13 protein-coding genes are annotated in these 15626 nt (G+C 66.6%); 6 read left to right on the top strand and 7 right to left on the bottom strand.

Annotated elements, in window-relative coordinates; translation table 11 throughout:
* Positions 1-20: 20 nt before the first annotated feature.
* From AC6RV7_RS17670 to pdxH, 4 genes are read right to left on the bottom strand one after another with little or no spacing between them, the layout of a single operon-like run.
* Complete coding sequence (locus AC6RV7_RS17670; RefSeq protein ID WP_500095361.1) at positions 21-737, bottom strand: lipoyl protein ligase domain-containing protein; 717 nt, start codon at positions 735-737, stop codon at positions 21-23.
* Between the two features lie 44 nt (positions 738-781).
* Complete coding sequence (locus tag AC6RV7_RS17665) at positions 782-1735, bottom strand: SDR family oxidoreductase (RefSeq protein ID WP_500095360.1); 954 nt, start codon at positions 1733-1735, stop codon at positions 782-784.
* A gap of 15 nt (positions 1736-1750) precedes the next feature.
* A complete protein-coding gene (locus AC6RV7_RS17660; protein WP_500095359.1) occupies positions 1751-3304 on the bottom strand; it encodes an ATP-binding protein in 1554 nt (517 codons plus the stop codon).
* Positions 3301-3939 carry a pyridoxamine 5'-phosphate oxidase gene (pdxH, locus tag AC6RV7_RS17655; protein ID WP_500095358.1) on the bottom strand — a complete coding sequence of 213 codons (639 nt, stop codon included), beginning with the start codon at positions 3937-3939 and terminating at the stop codon, positions 3301-3303. The genes AC6RV7_RS17660 and pdxH overlap by 4 nt, the downstream gene beginning before the upstream one ends.
* Positions 3940-4065: 126 nt before the next feature.
* On the opposite strand from pdxH, the gene AC6RV7_RS17650 reads away from it, so the two are divergent.
* Positions 4066-5307, top strand: a complete 1242-nt coding sequence (locus AC6RV7_RS17650; protein WP_500095357.1) for a M20 family metallopeptidase — start codon at positions 4066-4068, stop codon at positions 5305-5307.
* A 30-nt stretch (positions 5308-5337) separates the two neighbouring features.
* Here AC6RV7_RS17650 and AC6RV7_RS17645 read toward each other — a convergent pair whose 3' ends face one another.
* Complete coding sequence (locus AC6RV7_RS17645) at positions 5338-5919, bottom strand: MarC family protein (RefSeq protein ID WP_500095356.1); 582 nt, start codon at positions 5917-5919, stop codon at positions 5338-5340.
* A 198-nt stretch (positions 5920-6117) separates the two neighbouring features.
* Between AC6RV7_RS17645 and AC6RV7_RS17640 the strand changes: the two genes are divergently transcribed.
* A complete protein-coding gene (locus AC6RV7_RS17640) occupies positions 6118-8391 on the top strand; it encodes a cytochrome c3 family protein (RefSeq protein WP_500095355.1) in 2274 nt (757 codons plus the stop codon).
* A gap of 170 nt (positions 8392-8561) precedes the next feature.
* On the top strand, positions 8562-8831 hold the full coding sequence (locus AC6RV7_RS17635) for a hypothetical protein (RefSeq protein ID WP_500095354.1): 270 nt from the start codon (positions 8562-8564) through the stop codon (positions 8829-8831).
* 18 nt (positions 8832-8849) lie between these two features.
* Here AC6RV7_RS17635 and AC6RV7_RS17630 read toward each other — a convergent pair whose 3' ends face one another.
* Both AC6RV7_RS17630 and AC6RV7_RS17625 read right to left on the bottom strand, forming a co-directional pair.
* On the bottom strand, positions 8850-11798 hold the full coding sequence (locus AC6RV7_RS17630; protein ID WP_500095353.1) for an FAD-binding and (Fe-S)-binding domain-containing protein: 2949 nt from the start codon (positions 11796-11798) through the stop codon (positions 8850-8852).
* Positions 11799-11885: 87 nt separating this feature from the next.
* Entirely contained in the window at positions 11886-12926 is a 1041-nt protein-coding gene (locus AC6RV7_RS17625; protein ID WP_500095352.1) for a DUF481 domain-containing protein, read from the bottom strand.
* Positions 12927-13045: 119 nt separating this feature from the next.
* Here AC6RV7_RS17625 and AC6RV7_RS17620 point away from each other — a divergent pair, with 119 nt between their 5' ends.
* The 3 genes from AC6RV7_RS17620 to AC6RV7_RS17610 are packed head-to-tail and all read left to right on the top strand — an operon-like array spanning position 13046 to position 15598.
* Positions 13046-13942, top strand: coding sequence for a class I SAM-dependent methyltransferase (locus AC6RV7_RS17620; protein ID WP_500095351.1), 897 nt, complete (start codon positions 13046-13048; stop codon positions 13940-13942).
* Between the two features lie 16 nt (positions 13943-13958).
* The gene (locus AC6RV7_RS17615) at positions 13959-14684 is read left to right on the top strand and encodes a sugar isomerase domain-containing protein (RefSeq protein ID WP_500095350.1); all 726 of its coding nucleotides are present in this window, start codon (positions 13959-13961) and stop codon (positions 14682-14684) included.
* An 8-nt stretch (positions 14685-14692) separates the two neighbouring features.
* Entirely contained in the window at positions 14693-15598 is a 906-nt protein-coding gene (locus AC6RV7_RS17610; protein ID WP_500095349.1) for an N-acetylglucosamine kinase, read from the top strand.
* The last annotated feature ends 28 nt before the right edge of the window (positions 15599-15626 follow it).

Here is a 15626-nt window from a genome sequence, read left to right as displayed (position 1 = left end):
AAGACGCAGCGCCCGTCTGTTCAGCGCGCCTCGATCCATTCGGACGAGGCGTATTGCTCCGTAAGCGCGCTGACCTCGTCCTCGTTGAGGTCCGGCCAGGGCACATCCTCGGCGGTGCCGTTTAGCGCGGCGCCGAGCAACTGCGCGAAGTCGCGTCGAAGTTGGTCATCGTCGAGCGGGGCGCCGACAGCGGGCCGCCACAGCGAACCTTGGAACAACAGGCCGTGCTTGTTTCGTTTCTGCGCCGCGCCCGCGATCTTTTCGCCGGTGCGCTCGTGGATGACGTCGTAAAGTTCCGCGCGTTGAAAACACACGCCGGGTCCGAGCGGTCCGCCAGGATGCGGCGGGTCGATCGCTTTCTTCGTGGCCGCGGCGATGCCCTGACGTTGCAGCGCGGCGGCGAGGCATTCGTGGACCTCGCGATAGCTTTGCGTGGCGCGCACGTCTTCGAGCGGATGCCCGCGCGGAATCACGAGCGAAAAGGTCCAGTCGTCCCGATGATCGACAACCCCGCCGCCGGTCGGCCGCCGGCAAAGATCGAAGTGCTCACCAGCGGGAAGCTGCGCGCGCACGAACTCGATCTTCTGACTGTAACCGAAGGTGATCGCGGGCGAGCGCCAGCCGTAGTGACGAAAGCGAGGCACGTCGGCACGCGGATAACGCTGCAGTAGCAGGAAATCCAATGCCATGTTTTCGGCGGCGCCGCCAGTGCGCGTGGGCAAAACCTCCAGGACCATGCGGAACACAAAGCACAACCGCGCCGAAAAAACCAAACCGATCTTCAGGGCCGCGGCGCTGTGCCCGCGGTCACGCGCGAAAACCATTCCGCCACGGCGGGCGGCAGCGTGAGCGCGGACAAGTGCTGCTCCAGCGAGAGCGGTCGGGTTTGCAGGCGTCCAGCGAGCGCCGAGAAATCCAACGCGAGACAGGCAGGCCGCTGCGGCGAAATCGTCGGCGTATCCGCCCGCGTGGTCGCGATCACCGGAGCGACTGCGGCGGGCAGCTGAAACCGCTCCCGCACGCGCAGGCCGAGCGTATAGCGCGACACCAGATCCTGTCCGGCCCAGTGAAAAACACCCGTAAGCTCGCGACGCTCGGCGAGCTCGACGAGCACGTCCGCGAGATGGGCCGCGGTGCAGGGTTGACGCAGCTCGTCGGTGTAAAGTCGCGGTGTGCGTCCGCCGGCCCAGTCGGCCAGCAACCGCTCGTGCAGGCTGCGCTGCCGCGTCACGCTGTCGCCGAGCAGCAAAGGGGCGCGCACGATCGCGGCGAGCTTCGCCGCGGCGGACAGCACCGCGTGCTCGGACTCGAGCTTCTGGCGGCCGTAGAGGTTGAGCGGATTCGTGTCGTGCTGGGGTGAATACGGATCGTTCCGCCGGCCGTCGAAAACCTGTTCGGAGGAGACGTGAACGATTCGGGCGGACAACGTGGCGGCAAGGCGCGCGAGCGTGGTCGGAAGGCCAACGTTGATCTGCGCTGAGCCGACGGGATCGGCGTCGCAGTGGCCCGGCTCGGCGATGGCGGCGCAGTTCACGATGGCGTCGGGGCGGTCGTCGAGTGCCAGCCGCGCCAGCGTCTGCCCGTCGCGCAGGTCGAGCGCGATTTGCCGGCTGAGCCCTGGCACCGGTTGGGAGAACCGCCCGACGATGCCGGTGACGTCGTGAGCCCGGCGGGCGGCGGCGGTTGCGACTGCCGAGCCAAGCAGGCCCGAGGCGCCGGTGAGCAGGATCTTCATCGCGCGGAACCGCTCTCAGGCGTCGAGCAAGCTGCGGACGCTGTGGAGGATTTCGCTCAGCGCGAAAGGTTTGGCGAGAGGCGCCTGGTGTTGTGCCTCCAGCCAGTCGACCGAGGCGGGCGCATCGAAATCTCCGATACACAGCATGCGCAACGCCGGGATGCGCGCCTGCAATTCGCGGGCGAGCTCCTCGCCGCCATGTTTCAGCGGAGAAATGATCAGTTGCACGGGACGTTCGCTGCGAAGCGCGAGCGGTTTCGCCTCGGCGGGATCGCGGGCGGCGAGCACGCGATAGCCATCGGCCGTCAGCATGCCTGCGACCATTTTGCGCACCACCTCATCGTCTTCGACGAGCAGGAGGGTTTCGTGGCCGCGGGTGGCGGGCAGCGGCGGGATGGGCGCGGGGCTGTCCGCGGCGTCCGCCGGCTCGCGCACCTCCGGCAGCAGAATCTCGAACGTCGACCCGGCAAGCAGCGCGCTGCGCACGGTGATGAAGCCATCGCTTTGCTGCACGACGCCGTAAACGAGGGCGAGACCGAGTCCGGTGCCCTTGCCTTCGGGTTTGGTGGTGAAAAACGGCTCGAAAAGATGTTTTTGCGTCTCCGCGTCCATGCCCGTGCCGTTGTCGGTGACCGCAAGGCAGACGTAGCGGCCGGGGGGGATGTCGGTGACGCGACGGTTGTGTCCGGGTTTGATCTCGCGATTGCCGGTGGCGACGGTGATGCACCCGTTGTCGCGCAGAGCGTCGCGGGCGTTGATTACGAGATTGAGGAGGACCTGCTGGAATTGGGTGGGATCGGCGCGGACGTTGCCGGCGTCGGCCGCCAGCTCGAGCTCGAGCCGCCCCGCGTCGCCGATGAGCCGGCGCATGATCTCGGCGTTTTCCTGGACGACGCGGTTGAAGCTGATCACGTGGGCGTCCATCGGCTGCCGGCGCCCGAAGGCGAGCAGCTGGCGGGTGAGCGTGGCGGCGCGCAGGCCGGCCTTGTGAATCTCGGTGACCTCGCGCAGCGCGCGCGGACGATCGGCGACCTGGGCGGCGAGCATCTCGCAGTATCCATTAATTACGGACAGGAGATTGTTGAAGTCGTGGGCCACGCCGCCGGCGAGCCGGCCGACGGCGTCGAGCCGCTGCGAATGCACGAGCGCTTCCTGCAGGCGGCGCTTCTCGGTGGTGTCGCGGTAGGCGGCGACGAGGTGGGTGACGCGCTGGCGGCGGTTGACGATCGGACTGAGCGTCCACGAGGCGTAGAACGACTCCCCGTCGCGCCTGACCAGGTAACCTTCGCCGGAGAACGGGGTGGTGGGCGGGCGGCGGCGGAGCCAGGCGCGAAGCTTGGCGAAGTCCGAGCGGTCGGCGTGAAAGACATCGTGGGGCTCGCCCAGGAGGTCGGCGGCCCGGTGGCCGGTCATCGCGCAGAAGCTGTCGTTGACGAACAGGATCCTCAGCCCGCGCGCGGGGGTGCTCGCATCGGCGATCAGCACGCCGTCGGCCTGAGCCCGGAGGGCGGCGGCGAGGAGGCTGGGCGGGGCCGGCGTTTGTCCCGCGGAGCGTGGCTTTTTTTTCACGGGGCGAGTCGCTCGATCGCCCAGCTGCCGTCGGCCTCGCGCCGGTAGCGCAGGCGGTCGTGCAGACGGCTGCGCCGGCCCTGCCAGAACTCCACCGTCTCCGGCGAAACGCGGAAACCGCCCCAATGCGGGGGAACGGGCACGACCTGGCCGGCGTATTTCCGCTCGAGCTCCTTCATGGCCTCCTCGAGGGTTTTACGCCCGGAAATGATCGAGCTCTGCTGCGACACCCACGCGGCCAGCTGACTCGCGACGGGCCGGCTGTGGAAATAGGCTTCGGATTCCTCGCGCGAGACCTTCGTGACCGCACCCTCGACGATGACCTGCCGCTCGAGGGCGATCCACGGGAACAGCAGGCTGGCGTGCGGGACGGCATCGAGCTCGCGACCCTTGCGGCTGAGATAATTCGTGTAGAAGACGAAGCCGCGCCCGTCGACGGCTTTGAGCAGGACGGTGCGCGCCGATGCGCGGCCGTCGCGCGTGGCGGTGGAAAGCACCATCGCGTTAGGTTCGGCGATCTTCGCGGCCGCAGCTTCCTGAAACCATTTGTCGAACTGGCGGAACGGATCGCGGGCGAGGTCCTTTTCGGCGAGACCCGCGAGGGAGTAGTCTTTGCGCAAATCGGCCAGCGGCATCGTGTGAACGGCGAGCCTGGTTGCCGGCGGCGGCAGTGTCAAAATTCATCTCGCCGCCTGCCGGGCCGGCCGGCGGTTTTTTGGGCTTCGTGGAGCCGTCGGCGGTGCTGTAGGCTCGCCGCACGCATGACTCCGACCGACTACATCGAGCGCCACGGCCATGAACTTGTCGCCACCTTGCAGCAGCTGGTTGGGATCCCCACGGTCAATCCGCCGGGTGAAAACTATGACGCCATCACGACGCTGCTCGCCCGCGAACTCGCGGCGGCCGGTCTGCGGGTGAAGCGATACCGGATCCCGGAAAGGCTGCTCCGCCGGACGCTGCCGCCCGACCAACAGGCGTATCCACGATTTAACGTCGTCGGCAAGCTGGCGGCCCGCGGTGCGCGCAAGACCATCCACTTCAACGCCCACTACGATGTCGTTCCGGTTTCCGGCGTGTGGCGCCATGGCAGTCCCTTCAGCGGCGCGCTGGAGCGCGGCTGGGTTTACGGGCGGGGAAGTTCGGACATGAAGGGCTCCCATGCCAGTCTGCTGCTGGCGCTGCGGGCGCTGCAGGCGACCCGCACGAAACCGAAGATGAATGTCGAGGTGTCGTTCACGGCCGACGAGGAAACGGACTCGGAGCTCGGCGCCGGCTGGCTGGTCCGGCATGCGCCGATCCGGCCGGATTACGCCATCGTGATGGAAGGCGGCGAGGGCGGTTGCGTGTGTTGCGGGCACAATGGCGTCGTCTGGCTCGAGGTCGTGGTGCACGGCCGGGCGGCGCATGGCTCGCAACCCGAACATGGCGTCAACGCCCTCGAAAAAATGTCGGCGCTGGTGCTCGCGTTGGAAGAATACAAGCGACGGCTCGACCGGCGCACGTGGCGCACGCCGGATGGACGGCGGATGCGGCCGACGATCAATGTCGGCGGTGTGTTCTCCGCCGGCCCGGGCGGCAAGATCAACACCGTGCCGTCGGAGGCGCGCTTCTCGATCGACCGCCGCGTGCTCGCGTCGGAGAACCATGCCGCGGCCGAGAAGGAATTGCGCGCGTTTCTCGTCGCGGCGGCGCGGAAGATCCCGCAATGCCGGATCACAATCACGAAGGTCTCGGAAAATTTCGCGTGCTTTTCGGCGCCGACGCACCCGTTCTTTGCGGCGATGGCCGGCAGCGTGAGCGAGGTGCGCCGGCAGAAGACGCAGTTCAGCGTGTCGACCGGTTTCAACGACATGCATTTCTTTGCGCATCACCTGAAGATTCCGACGCTCGGCTACGGGCCGGGCGGCGAGAATTACCATGCGGTCGACGAACGCGCGAGCGTGCGCGATCTCGTGCATACCGCGAAGATCTACGCAAATCTGCTCACCACCTTCGAAGGTTGAGCGCGGGCCGCCGCGCCGCCGCGCCGCGGCTCAATGCACGAGGCCCTGCCGGACCATGTTGACGGCGATGGCGGCGAGCAGCAGCGAGATGATCTTCGAGATCGCGCGCATGCCGGTGGCACCGATCCAGCGGCCGATCTTTTCGCTGTAGGCGAAAGCCAGCACAACCAGCACGAGATTCACCGCGAGCGCCACGAGGGTGACGGCGACGCCGAGCGTCTGCGACAGCAGGATCAGTGTGGTGATCGACGCCGGCCCGGCAATCAACGGCATCCCAAGGGGAACGACGCCGAAATCGTCGGCGAGCTTCGCGGGTGCTTCCGCCGCGGAGTGCACGATGTCGCGGGCCGCGAGGACGAACAGGATCAAGCCACCGGCGATTTGAAAATCGCCGGCCGTGATGCCCAGCGCCGAAAAGATCGACTGGCCGAGAAACAAAAACAACAGCGCGACCCCGCCGCCGGTCCAGGCCGCCTGGTTGGCGATCTTGCGGCGCGTCTGGGCCGGCACGCCGGCGCCCATCGCGAGAAAAATCGCCGCGAGACCGATGGGGTCGATGGCGACGAACAGCGGAATGAACGCCTGGATGAACTTGGCGGCGAGATCCGACATGCCTCAAGGGTGGCGCTCGTCGCCCGGCGACGCAAGGACCGTGGCGACGCGGACCTTGCGCTCCCTCGACGAATGCGCAGCGGGCGATGACATTCCGCCAAAAAATGCACGGCGTCACCTCTCGGGGCGCGCTAGGATCAAGCCGCTCGAGCGTTTGCTGGAGGCGTGAGCCGCCGGCGAATACGGGCGTTTTCCTGCATGAGCTTCGCAACCGGTTTTCGGCGACCTGCTGGCGCATGGGCGATCGCGGCCCGGGGCGTTCGCGTGATCGCGGGCGTTGTGCTGGCGATCGGCGCCGGGGAGCTGCGGGCCGCGGACGACGAAGCGGAGGCGCCGGGCAGCGCGAGTTGTCTGGAATGTCATGCGGACCACGTCGCGATGGCGAAGGCGGCGGCGGGGACAAACCGGATCCTGCTCGTCGATGCGGACCGGATCGCCGCGTCGGCTCACGGCTCTTTCGAGTGCGTGGATTGCCACGAGGGACTCGACGCGAAGGCCACGCCGCACCGCGAGAACCCCGTGCCGGTCGACTGTTTCTCGTGTCACGACGACACCGGCAAGAAACACAAATTCCACCAGCGACTCGCGCTGAAAACGATCCCCGAGGGCAGGGATACCGCGTGCGCGGAGTGCCACGGCGGACACGACATCGCGACCGTCAAGTCGCCGGCGTTTCCGTTCGCGAAAAACAAACTCACGACGAGTTGCGGGCGCTGCCACGAGGAGTCGCGCGATCATTTCGTGGCTTCCGCCCACGGCACGTCGCTTGCGGAAGGCGACACGCTCGCCCCCACGTGCCTGACCTGTCACAACGACCCGGCGATCGCCCGGATGCCCGGTCGGCCGACGCTCGAGCAGAAGCTCGCGCAGATGAAGCTGTGCGAGTCGTGCCACGTGGAGAAACCCGCGGTCGCCAGCCAGGTGCTGCGCGGCACGAAGTTTGTGGCGGCGTTCGATCACAGCGTGCATGGCGCCGCGCTGCAGGCCGGAAAGGGCGAATCGGCGACCTGCGTGGATTGTCACGGCGCGCACGAGATGAATCGCGCGATCACGGCCGGCGCGAAGATGAACAAGCAGCGGCAGCCGGAGACTTGCGCGAAATGTCACGAGAAGGAGGCGAAGGAGTTCGGCGAGAGCGTGCATGCGGCGGCGCTGCGCAAGGGCAATGCCGATTCGCCGGCGTGCACGGACTGCCATGGCGAGCATGATATTCGCGGGCACAAGGATCCGACCTCGCCGGTGCATGCGGCCAATGTCGCACAGGAGGTCTGCGCCACGTGTCACGCTTCGCTGCGGCTGACGGCGAAATACGGGCTCTCCTCGCAGGCGTTCCAGACCTTTGCCGACAGTTATCACGGGCTCGCGGCGCGCGGCGGCGCGGTGGAGGTGGTGAATTGCGCGAGCTGCCACAGCGCGCATGCGATCAAGTCGCCGCTGGATCCGACCTCGACGGTGCACAAGTCGAACCTCGTGCAGACCTGCGGCGAGTGTCATCCCGGCGCGAATACACGTTTCACGGTCGGCTCGGTGCATGTGAGTCCCGAGTCCGCGCTGAAAAAAGACGGCAACCACTTCGCGCTCTATATCATTTCGAGCATCTACGTCTGGCTGATCGCGATCGTGGTGGGCGGCATGCTGCTGCACAACCTGCTCGATTTCCTGAAGAAGATCCGGCGCAAGCTCGCGATCCAGAAGGGCGTGATCGAGCCCGAGCACCTTGCGCATCGCCTGTATGTGCGCATGACGGTGCACGAGCGGCTGCAGCACGGGGCGCTGGTTATCAGTTTTGTGCTGCTGGTGATCACCGGTTTCATGCTGCGCTACCCGGAGGCGTGGTGGGTGGTGGGGATCCGGAACCTCAGCTCGAGCGCATTCGAGTGGCGGAGTGCGATCCATCGGATCGCGGGCGTGGTGATGCTCGTGGCGGGCGCGTGGCATGTGAGCTACCTGGCGTTCACGGTGCCCGGTCGCGCGCTGTTCCGCGATCTGCTGCCGCGGTGGCGGGATCTCACGGATCCGTGGAAAGTGCTGCGTTACAATCTCGGCCTGTCGCCGACGAAGCCCGCGTTCCCGCGCTTCTCGTATATAGAGAAGGCCGAATATTGGGCGCTCATCTGGGGCTCGCTGCTCATGGGCGCGACGGGCGTCATTCTCTGGTTCGAGAACACGTCGATGGGCCTGCTCACGAAACTCGGTTTCGATATCTCGCGCACAATTCACTTCTACGAGGCGATCCTCGCGACGCTCGCGATCGTCGTCTGGCATTTCTATTTCGTGATCTTCAACCCCGATGTTTATCCGATGAATCTCTCGTGGCTGACGGGTCGGATGTCGGAGGAGGAGATGTTCGAGGAGCACCCGCTGGAGCTGGAGCGCTTGAAGGCGCTGGAGGCGGCGAAGGCGGCGGAAGCGGAAAACGCGTCCGCCGCGGAGCAGAAGCCAGGACCGTCCGAACCGCCGTCCGCCGGATAGGCGTTGTGCGTTTCTTGCCATGAAACAATCGCCGCGCAGCCGGTCTCCTCTGGGCCGCGGGCCGGTCATTAGACTTTCGTTTGTCCGGGCCGCCGACGGCTCCATCCGTTGCCGCCAGCGGTCTCACCGATAATGTATCCCCGCCGGGAAACGCGAACAAGGAGGACCCCGTGAGTGCCATCAAACTACACCTCGAGCAAGCGGAGCGCGACACCGTGGAGCGCTTCGCCGAAGCGTTGCGGGTCACGCCGGAAGACGTGGTCTATGCCGCCCTGAACCGCCTGATGATGCGCTGCGAGGATCCGGAATTGCAGCGTGATGTCGTGGAGACGAAGGAGTGGCGGAAACACAATCTGCCGTTGTGGAGCGACTCGGCCTGTTCGGTCCACGCCTACGAGGGCAAAGGCGACGACGAGCCGACGCCCAGCCGGTTGTTCTGACGCGGCGCTGCGATTTGTCTACACGAGCGCGTCGAACAGGATCTCCGCCGGATGCAGCGCGCGCCGGCCGGTGGCGTCCTTGATCTGATGACGGCAGCTCGTGCCGGCGGCGGCGATCAGCGTCGCCGGATCGCTCGCGCGCACCGCGGGAAACAGCACGAGCTCGCCGATCTTCTGCGAGAGTTCGAAGTGCTCGGCCTCGTAGCCGAACGATCCCGCCATGCCGCAGCAGCCGGACGGGATCACCTCGACCTTGTAGTTGCGCAGCAATGACAGCGCGCGGATCGCTGGCGCGAGCGAGGAAAGCGCCTTCTGGTGGCAATGGCCGTGGAGCTTGATCGTGCGCGACTCGTGGGTGAAGGCGTCGGCGGAGATTCGTCCGCGCTCCATCTCGCGGGCGATGAACTCCTCGAAGAGCAGCGCCTGCCGGCTGAGCGCGTGCGCGCGGGGGATCAGGCCGTCGGGCACGAGGTCGGGATACTCGTCGCGGAAGCCGAGAAGGGCGGATGGCTCGAGCCCGATCAGCGGCGTCTCGTCCGAGATAAGGGGGGAAAGTCGCGCTACGTTGCGGGTCGCGAGCCGCTGCGCGGCACGGACAAATCCTTTCGAAAGCTGCGCGCGGCCACTGGCGGCATGCGCCGGGAGGACCACGTCGTAGCCGAGCCGTTCGAGCAGTTGCACGGCCTTGATGCCGATGGCGGCGTCGTGATGGTTCGTGAATTCGTCGCAGAAAAAATAAACGCGGCCGAGCGGAGCGGGCGTGGCCGCGCGGCGCCGGCGAAGATGGCGGGCGTGCCAGCGGCGCAAGGTGACCGGGGGTAGCGGCGGCAGACTGCGTTCCGGCGCGAACCCGATGGCCTGTTTCAATCTCCGGCTCAAAAAACCGCCGGTCACGATCCAGTTGTGGAGTCGGGGCGCGAGCATGCCCAGTGCGGCGAGCCGGGAAAAATTGGCGATCAGCCGCGCGCGGAGCGGCGCGCGCCGGACGTCGTAGAAGTGCTGCTGCCATTCGGCCTTCAGCCGCGTGAGATCGACGTTGGACGGACACTCGGATTTGCAGCCCTTGCAGGAAAGGCAGAGGTCCATCACCTCGGCGATCTCGTCGCTGTCCCACGGATCGGCGGGATGGCGCGGGTGCGTCAGCATGTGGCGGAGCATGTTGGCGCGAGCGCGAGTGGTGTCCTTTTCGTTGCGCGTCGCCATGTAGCTGGGACACATGGTGCCGCCGAGGAGATGGGTTTTGCGGCAATCGCCGGAGCCGTTGCATTTCTCCGCGGCGCGCAGCACGCCCTGGGTCGCCGCGAAATTGAAGACGGTGGGATAATCCGGCGTGGGCACGCCGGGACCGTGGCGGAGCGAGGCGTCCATCGGTGGCGTGTCGATGATCTTGCCCGGATTGAGCACGCCCGCGGGGTCGAAGGCGCGTTTCACCTGGCGCATGAGCTCGTAACAGGCGTCGCCGACCATGAATCGGAGAAACTCGCCGCGGAGTCGGCCGTCGCCATGCTCGCCGCTGAGGGAGCCGCGGTATTTTTTCACCAACGCGGCGACGTCGGTGGCGACGCTGCGAAAGAGCTTCACGCCTTCCGCGGTTTTGAGGTTGAAGAGGGGCCGGGTGTGAAGTTCGCCGGCGCCGGCGTGTCCGTAGTAGACGCAGCGCAGGCCGTATTTGTCGCGCAGGAGCGCGTCGAATTCGGCGATGTAGGCCGGCAGGTCCGCGGGAGCGACGGCGGTGTCTTCGACATTCTCGCGAGGCTTGGCGTCGCCGGCGACATTGCTCATGACGCCCTGCCCCGCGCGGCGGAGGTCCCACACGCGGTCGACGTCGCTGTCGCGCAAAATCGGATACGCGTAGCCGAGTCCGGCGGCGCGCAGGGCGGCTTCGAGGCGGGCGAGCCCGGCGAGGGCCTCCTCGATCCGCTCGCGGCGCAGCTCCAGGACGAGAATCGCGCCGGGATCGCCTTGAACGAAGAACCGGTTGCGCGCCTGCTCGAGGTTCTGCTTCGTGCATTCGAGGATGTGACGATCGATGAGCTCGACCGCGGTCGGCCGGTGGGGCAGGACCACCAGCACGGCGCGGAGCGCTTCCTGGATGCTGGTGAAATGCGCGCAGAGCAGGACGGGCGGCGGCGGCAGCGGATCGCAATCGAGCTCGAACTCCACCCCGAGAAACAGCGTGCCTTCGGAGCCGGCGATCAGCCGGCAGAGATTGAACGGGTGCGGCGATGCGGGATCGAAGACCGCGCAGTCCATCAGCGCGTCGAGCGCGTAGCCGGTGTTGCGGCGGACAACTTCGGGTTTCGGGAAATGCTCCCGGATGAGACGGCGGTGAGCGGGATCGCCCAGCAGGTCGCGGACCGTGCGGTAGATTTTCGTCTCGAGCGTGTCGGGCCCGGCGCATTTGGCGGCGAACTCGGCGACCGAGAGCGGGCCGAACGTGACCTCGCTGCCATCGCCGAGGAAGCCGCGGGCGCGGACGAGATGGTCGCGGGTCGAGCCGTAGACCAGCGAATTGCTGCCGCAGGAGTTGTTGCCGACCATGCCGCCGATCATCGCGCGACTCGCGGTGGACGTCTCAGGCCCAAAGAGGAGCCCGTGCGGCTTGAGCGCGAGATTGAGCTCGTTGCGGATGACGCCCGGTTGGACGCGCGCGAGCCGGCGGCCCGGATCGATCGCGAGAATGCGATTCAGGTGGCGGCCAAGGTCGACGACGATCCCGCTGCCGACGGTCTGCCCCGCGAGCGACGTGCCCGCGGTGCGGGGGATCAATCCGATGCGGTGCTCGCGGGCAAAGGCGATGAGTTGGGCGACATCGGATTCCGAGGCCGGGAGCGCCACGGCGAGCGGCGTTTCCTGATACTCGGAAGCGTCGGTCGCGTAGAGGAGCCGTTGGGTGCGACCGGTGTGCAGCTCGCCGTCGAGGCGGGCGGAGAGCTCGGCGCAACGAGCCGGAGACGGTGCGGTCATCGTGACCGCCAAAAATAAGAGCGTGTCGCCGGGAGGCGAGCACGCTCGAGGAAATGCCGGACGCTGCGGGGCAGCGGCTGGCCAGACTTACTGCCAGGTCAGCACGAGGCGGGTGAAGTAGGAGGTGTCGAGGCGTTCGACACCGGCGCCGGGCTGGCTGTTGTAGTCGTTGCTGACGCCGAGGCGCAGTTTCCAGGACGGCGCGGCGAGCGGAACTTCGTAGAACGACTCGTGCGTGAGACGGAAGTTGCCGAAGTCCTCGAAGGTGGGGACGAAGCTCAGCCGGTTGACGAGGCGGGAGTTCGTGAACTCCCATTCGTGGTTGAAGCCAAGGTCGAGACCGGCGCTGCGCACGTCCTCGGTGGCGGGGTTGCGGTAACCTTCATAGCGGAACGCGAGACCGGCGCGGCCCGTGAGCGTGTGCTTCGGTTCCTTGATGAAGTCGAAGCCCATACCGGCGGCGGCGATGTTGTAGAGATCGATGTCCTTGATGCGGTCGAAGCCACCCTCGTCGCGCACATACCACGACCGTTTGCCGGCGAAATTATTCTGATAGTCGACGCCGGCCTTGAACTGATCGGCGGACTTGGCGCCGTCGGAAACCTGACGGTCATACGCGGTGTAGAACTGGAGCGTGTCTTCGGGCGTCTTGAGAATCGCGCGGGCGGAGACGGCGGTGCCGAGCTGTTCCTTGTTGCCGGTCTTGCCGGCGATATCGACGGCGGCGTCGTAGCTCCAGTGGCGGCGCAGGGCGGAAACGCGCGGGTCTTCCTCGCCGGCGGCCCACGTGGCGGCGACTTTGTCGACGCTGGTGGTGAGCTGGCCGTCGGAGCCGGAAATCTTCATCGCACCGGACTCGGTGGAAACGGTGCCCGCGAGCACGGTGCCGCTTTCGAGGCGCACGCTCACCGGCTGATCGGTGGTGATGGCGACGACTTCGGCCTGCTTGATCGTGAGCGCCCCTGCGTAGTCGGTGTTCATCGACACGGCGCCATCGGAGATCTTCACGATCTGGCCGACGATGCGCGCGCCATTCTTCGTTTCGACGACATCGGCCAAAGCGGCCGAGGCGAACAGCGCGGCAAAAAGGACCGCGGCGATTTGTTTAGGGAGAACGTTTGAGTTCATGGAACGGGTCAGACGATTTGATCTTTAAACGACTGTCAATCTACGAGATCCGTAAAATTTTTGCGCGGGCTCTCGACAGGTGGAGACCGGAGCCGTTTGGTCGGGTTCCTGTTGTAATCATGCCGCCCGTCGAACGTCCCGCTCTCATCGTCGCCGATCGCTGGCAATCGTATCAGCTGCTGGACTGCGGCGGCGGGATGAAACAGGAGCGCTGGGGCGAATTCACGCTGGTGCGTCCGGATCCGCAAATCATCTGGCCCCGACGCGGGGGCGCCGGCGCAAAATGGGAGAACTGGGACGGCTTTTATCATCGCAGCGAGAGCGGCGGCGGGAAGTGGGAGTTTCGGCGAAAACTGCCGCAGCAATGGACTGTCACTTACGGTGAGCTGAAGTTTAACATCCGCCCGACGTCGTTCAAGCACACGGGCCTGTTTCCCGAGCAGGCGGTCAACTGGGACTGGTTTGGCGCAAAAATCCGCACGGCCCGCGCCGCCGGTCGCGAGGTGTCGGTGCTGAATCTTTTCGGTTATACCGGCGCGGCGACCGTCGCCGCCGCCGCGGCCGGCGCGAGCGTCTGCCACGTCGACGCCGCCGAAGGCATGGTGAAATGGTGCCGCGACAACGCCGCACTGAGCGGGCTCGCCTCCGCCCCGATCCGCTATATCACCGACGACTGCCTCAAGTTCGTGCGCCGCGAGCTCAAGCGCGGGCGCCGCTACGACGCGATCATCATGGATCCGCCGACCTACGGCCGCGGCAGCTCCGGCGAGATGTGGCGGCTCGAGGATCATTTGTGGGAGCTCCTGCTCGAGTGCCGCGCGGTGTTGAGCGAGCAACCGCTGTTTTTTCTGATCAACGCCTACACCGCTCGCCTGTCGCCGACCGTCGTCGCCAATCTTCTCGCCGAGCTGCTGCACGATCGCGGCGGCGCGATCACCGCCGGCGAGGTGGGCCTGCCGATCCAGCGCGACGGGAAAGTGCTGCCCTGCGGCATCTACGGCCGCTGGGAGGCGTGACCGGACCACCCGATTTATGTCGCTCGCCGAAACCTATTATCACCGCGCCAACGAAATGCTCGCGCGCGCCTGGACGGCCAACGCGCCCACGATCGCGCAGATCACGCCGATCATCGGCGAATCGCTCGCGCGCGGCGGCGTGCTGCACACGTTCGGCAGCGGGCACAGCGAGCTGATCGCGCGGGAAATCATCGGCCGCGCCGGCGGACTCGTGTGCATCAACGGCATCATCGATCCGACGGCGGGCTTCATCGAGAATCTCGTCGGCTACGGCACGAAGCTCGTCGAGCGCCACGATCGGCAGTATCAACTCCTGCCGGGCGAGACGATCATTGTGATCTCGAATTCGGGCAAAAATTCGTCGCCGCTCGAGGTCGCGCTCTACGCGAAGAAAAAAGGCCTGCATGTCGTCGGCCTCACGGCGCTCGCGATGTCGACGACGTATCCGACCGTGCATCCCGACGGAAAGAAACTGCACGAGGTCGCCGACTTCGTGCTCGATAACGGCGGCGTGCCGGGCGACGCGATCGTCGACGTGCGCGATGAGGTCAAAGCTGGCCCGACGTCGACGTTCATCGGCTGCTCGCTGCTCAACTGGCTCACGCTCTCGGTCGTCGAATGGCTGAAGGAGCACGGTCATCCGCTGCCGATTTTACGCAGCCAAAACCTGCCCGGCTCGGTGGAGCGCAATCGCGAGCTGGCGGAAAAATACAAGGGCCGCCTCAGCCGGCAGCTCGCGTAAAACGCCTCATGCACCTGCGCATCGGCGTCGACGGCGGCGGCTCGAAAACGGAGTGCATCGCCGTGACCTCGACCGGCGAGATCGTCGCGCGGCATCTCGCGCCCGGCAGCAATCCGAGCGTCGTCGGCGCGGAGCAAGCGCGGCTCATCGTCACCGATGCGTTGTGCGCGGTGCTGGCCGGAGCGCAGCGGGTGCAGCCTGAGGCCCGCGTGGTTGCGACACGGCTTTACATGGCGGGCAGCGCGGCGTTCTGGCGCGAGATGGCGTCGACGCTCGTCGATTTCGGCGCCGTGAAAACGGCGCCGGACTCGCTGCCGATTCTGGAGCTCGCGACCGGCGGCGCGCCGGGCCTCGTGCTGCACTCCGGCACGGGCTCGTTTGTCGCTGCGCGCGATCGCGAGGGCGGCGTGCATTACGCCGGCGGGCTCGGCTGGCGTTTCGGCGATCCGGGCAGCGGTTACGATCTCGGCCGGCGGGCGATCAGCCGCGCGTTGCTGGAATTACAAGGCTGGCTGCCGGCGTCGCGACTCGGTCCGACCGTGCGCGATCATACGGGGCTGGGCGCGGCGGCGGATGCAGCGGCGGTGCGGCGATTCTTTTACGACGATCCCGCGCCGGTCGCGCGGATTGCGAGCCTGGCGCCGGCGGTGCTGCGGCTCGCGAGCGAGGGCGATCACAGCGCGCACGATCTGATCGTCGAGTCGGCGGGCGAACTGCTGGAGCTCGCGGCGCGGGTCGTCACGAAATTGTTCTCCGGGGTGCCGACGGATTCGTTGCGCGCGGGATTGAGCGGGCCGATTTTGACGCATGCGGTGGTTCGCCAGGCGCTCGCGCCGCGTTCGCCGCTGGCGCTGGTGCCGATCGCCGAGCCGGCGATCGAAGGCGTGCGTCGTTTGCTGGTGCGCGAAGGTTGAGCGGATTTCTGTTCGCCAGCGTGCGCGC

Source organism: Opitutus sp. sgz309028 (assembly GCF_059821195.1).
Note: the sequence above shows the minus strand (reverse complement) of the source record. Positions and strands in the feature narration are given on the sequence as shown.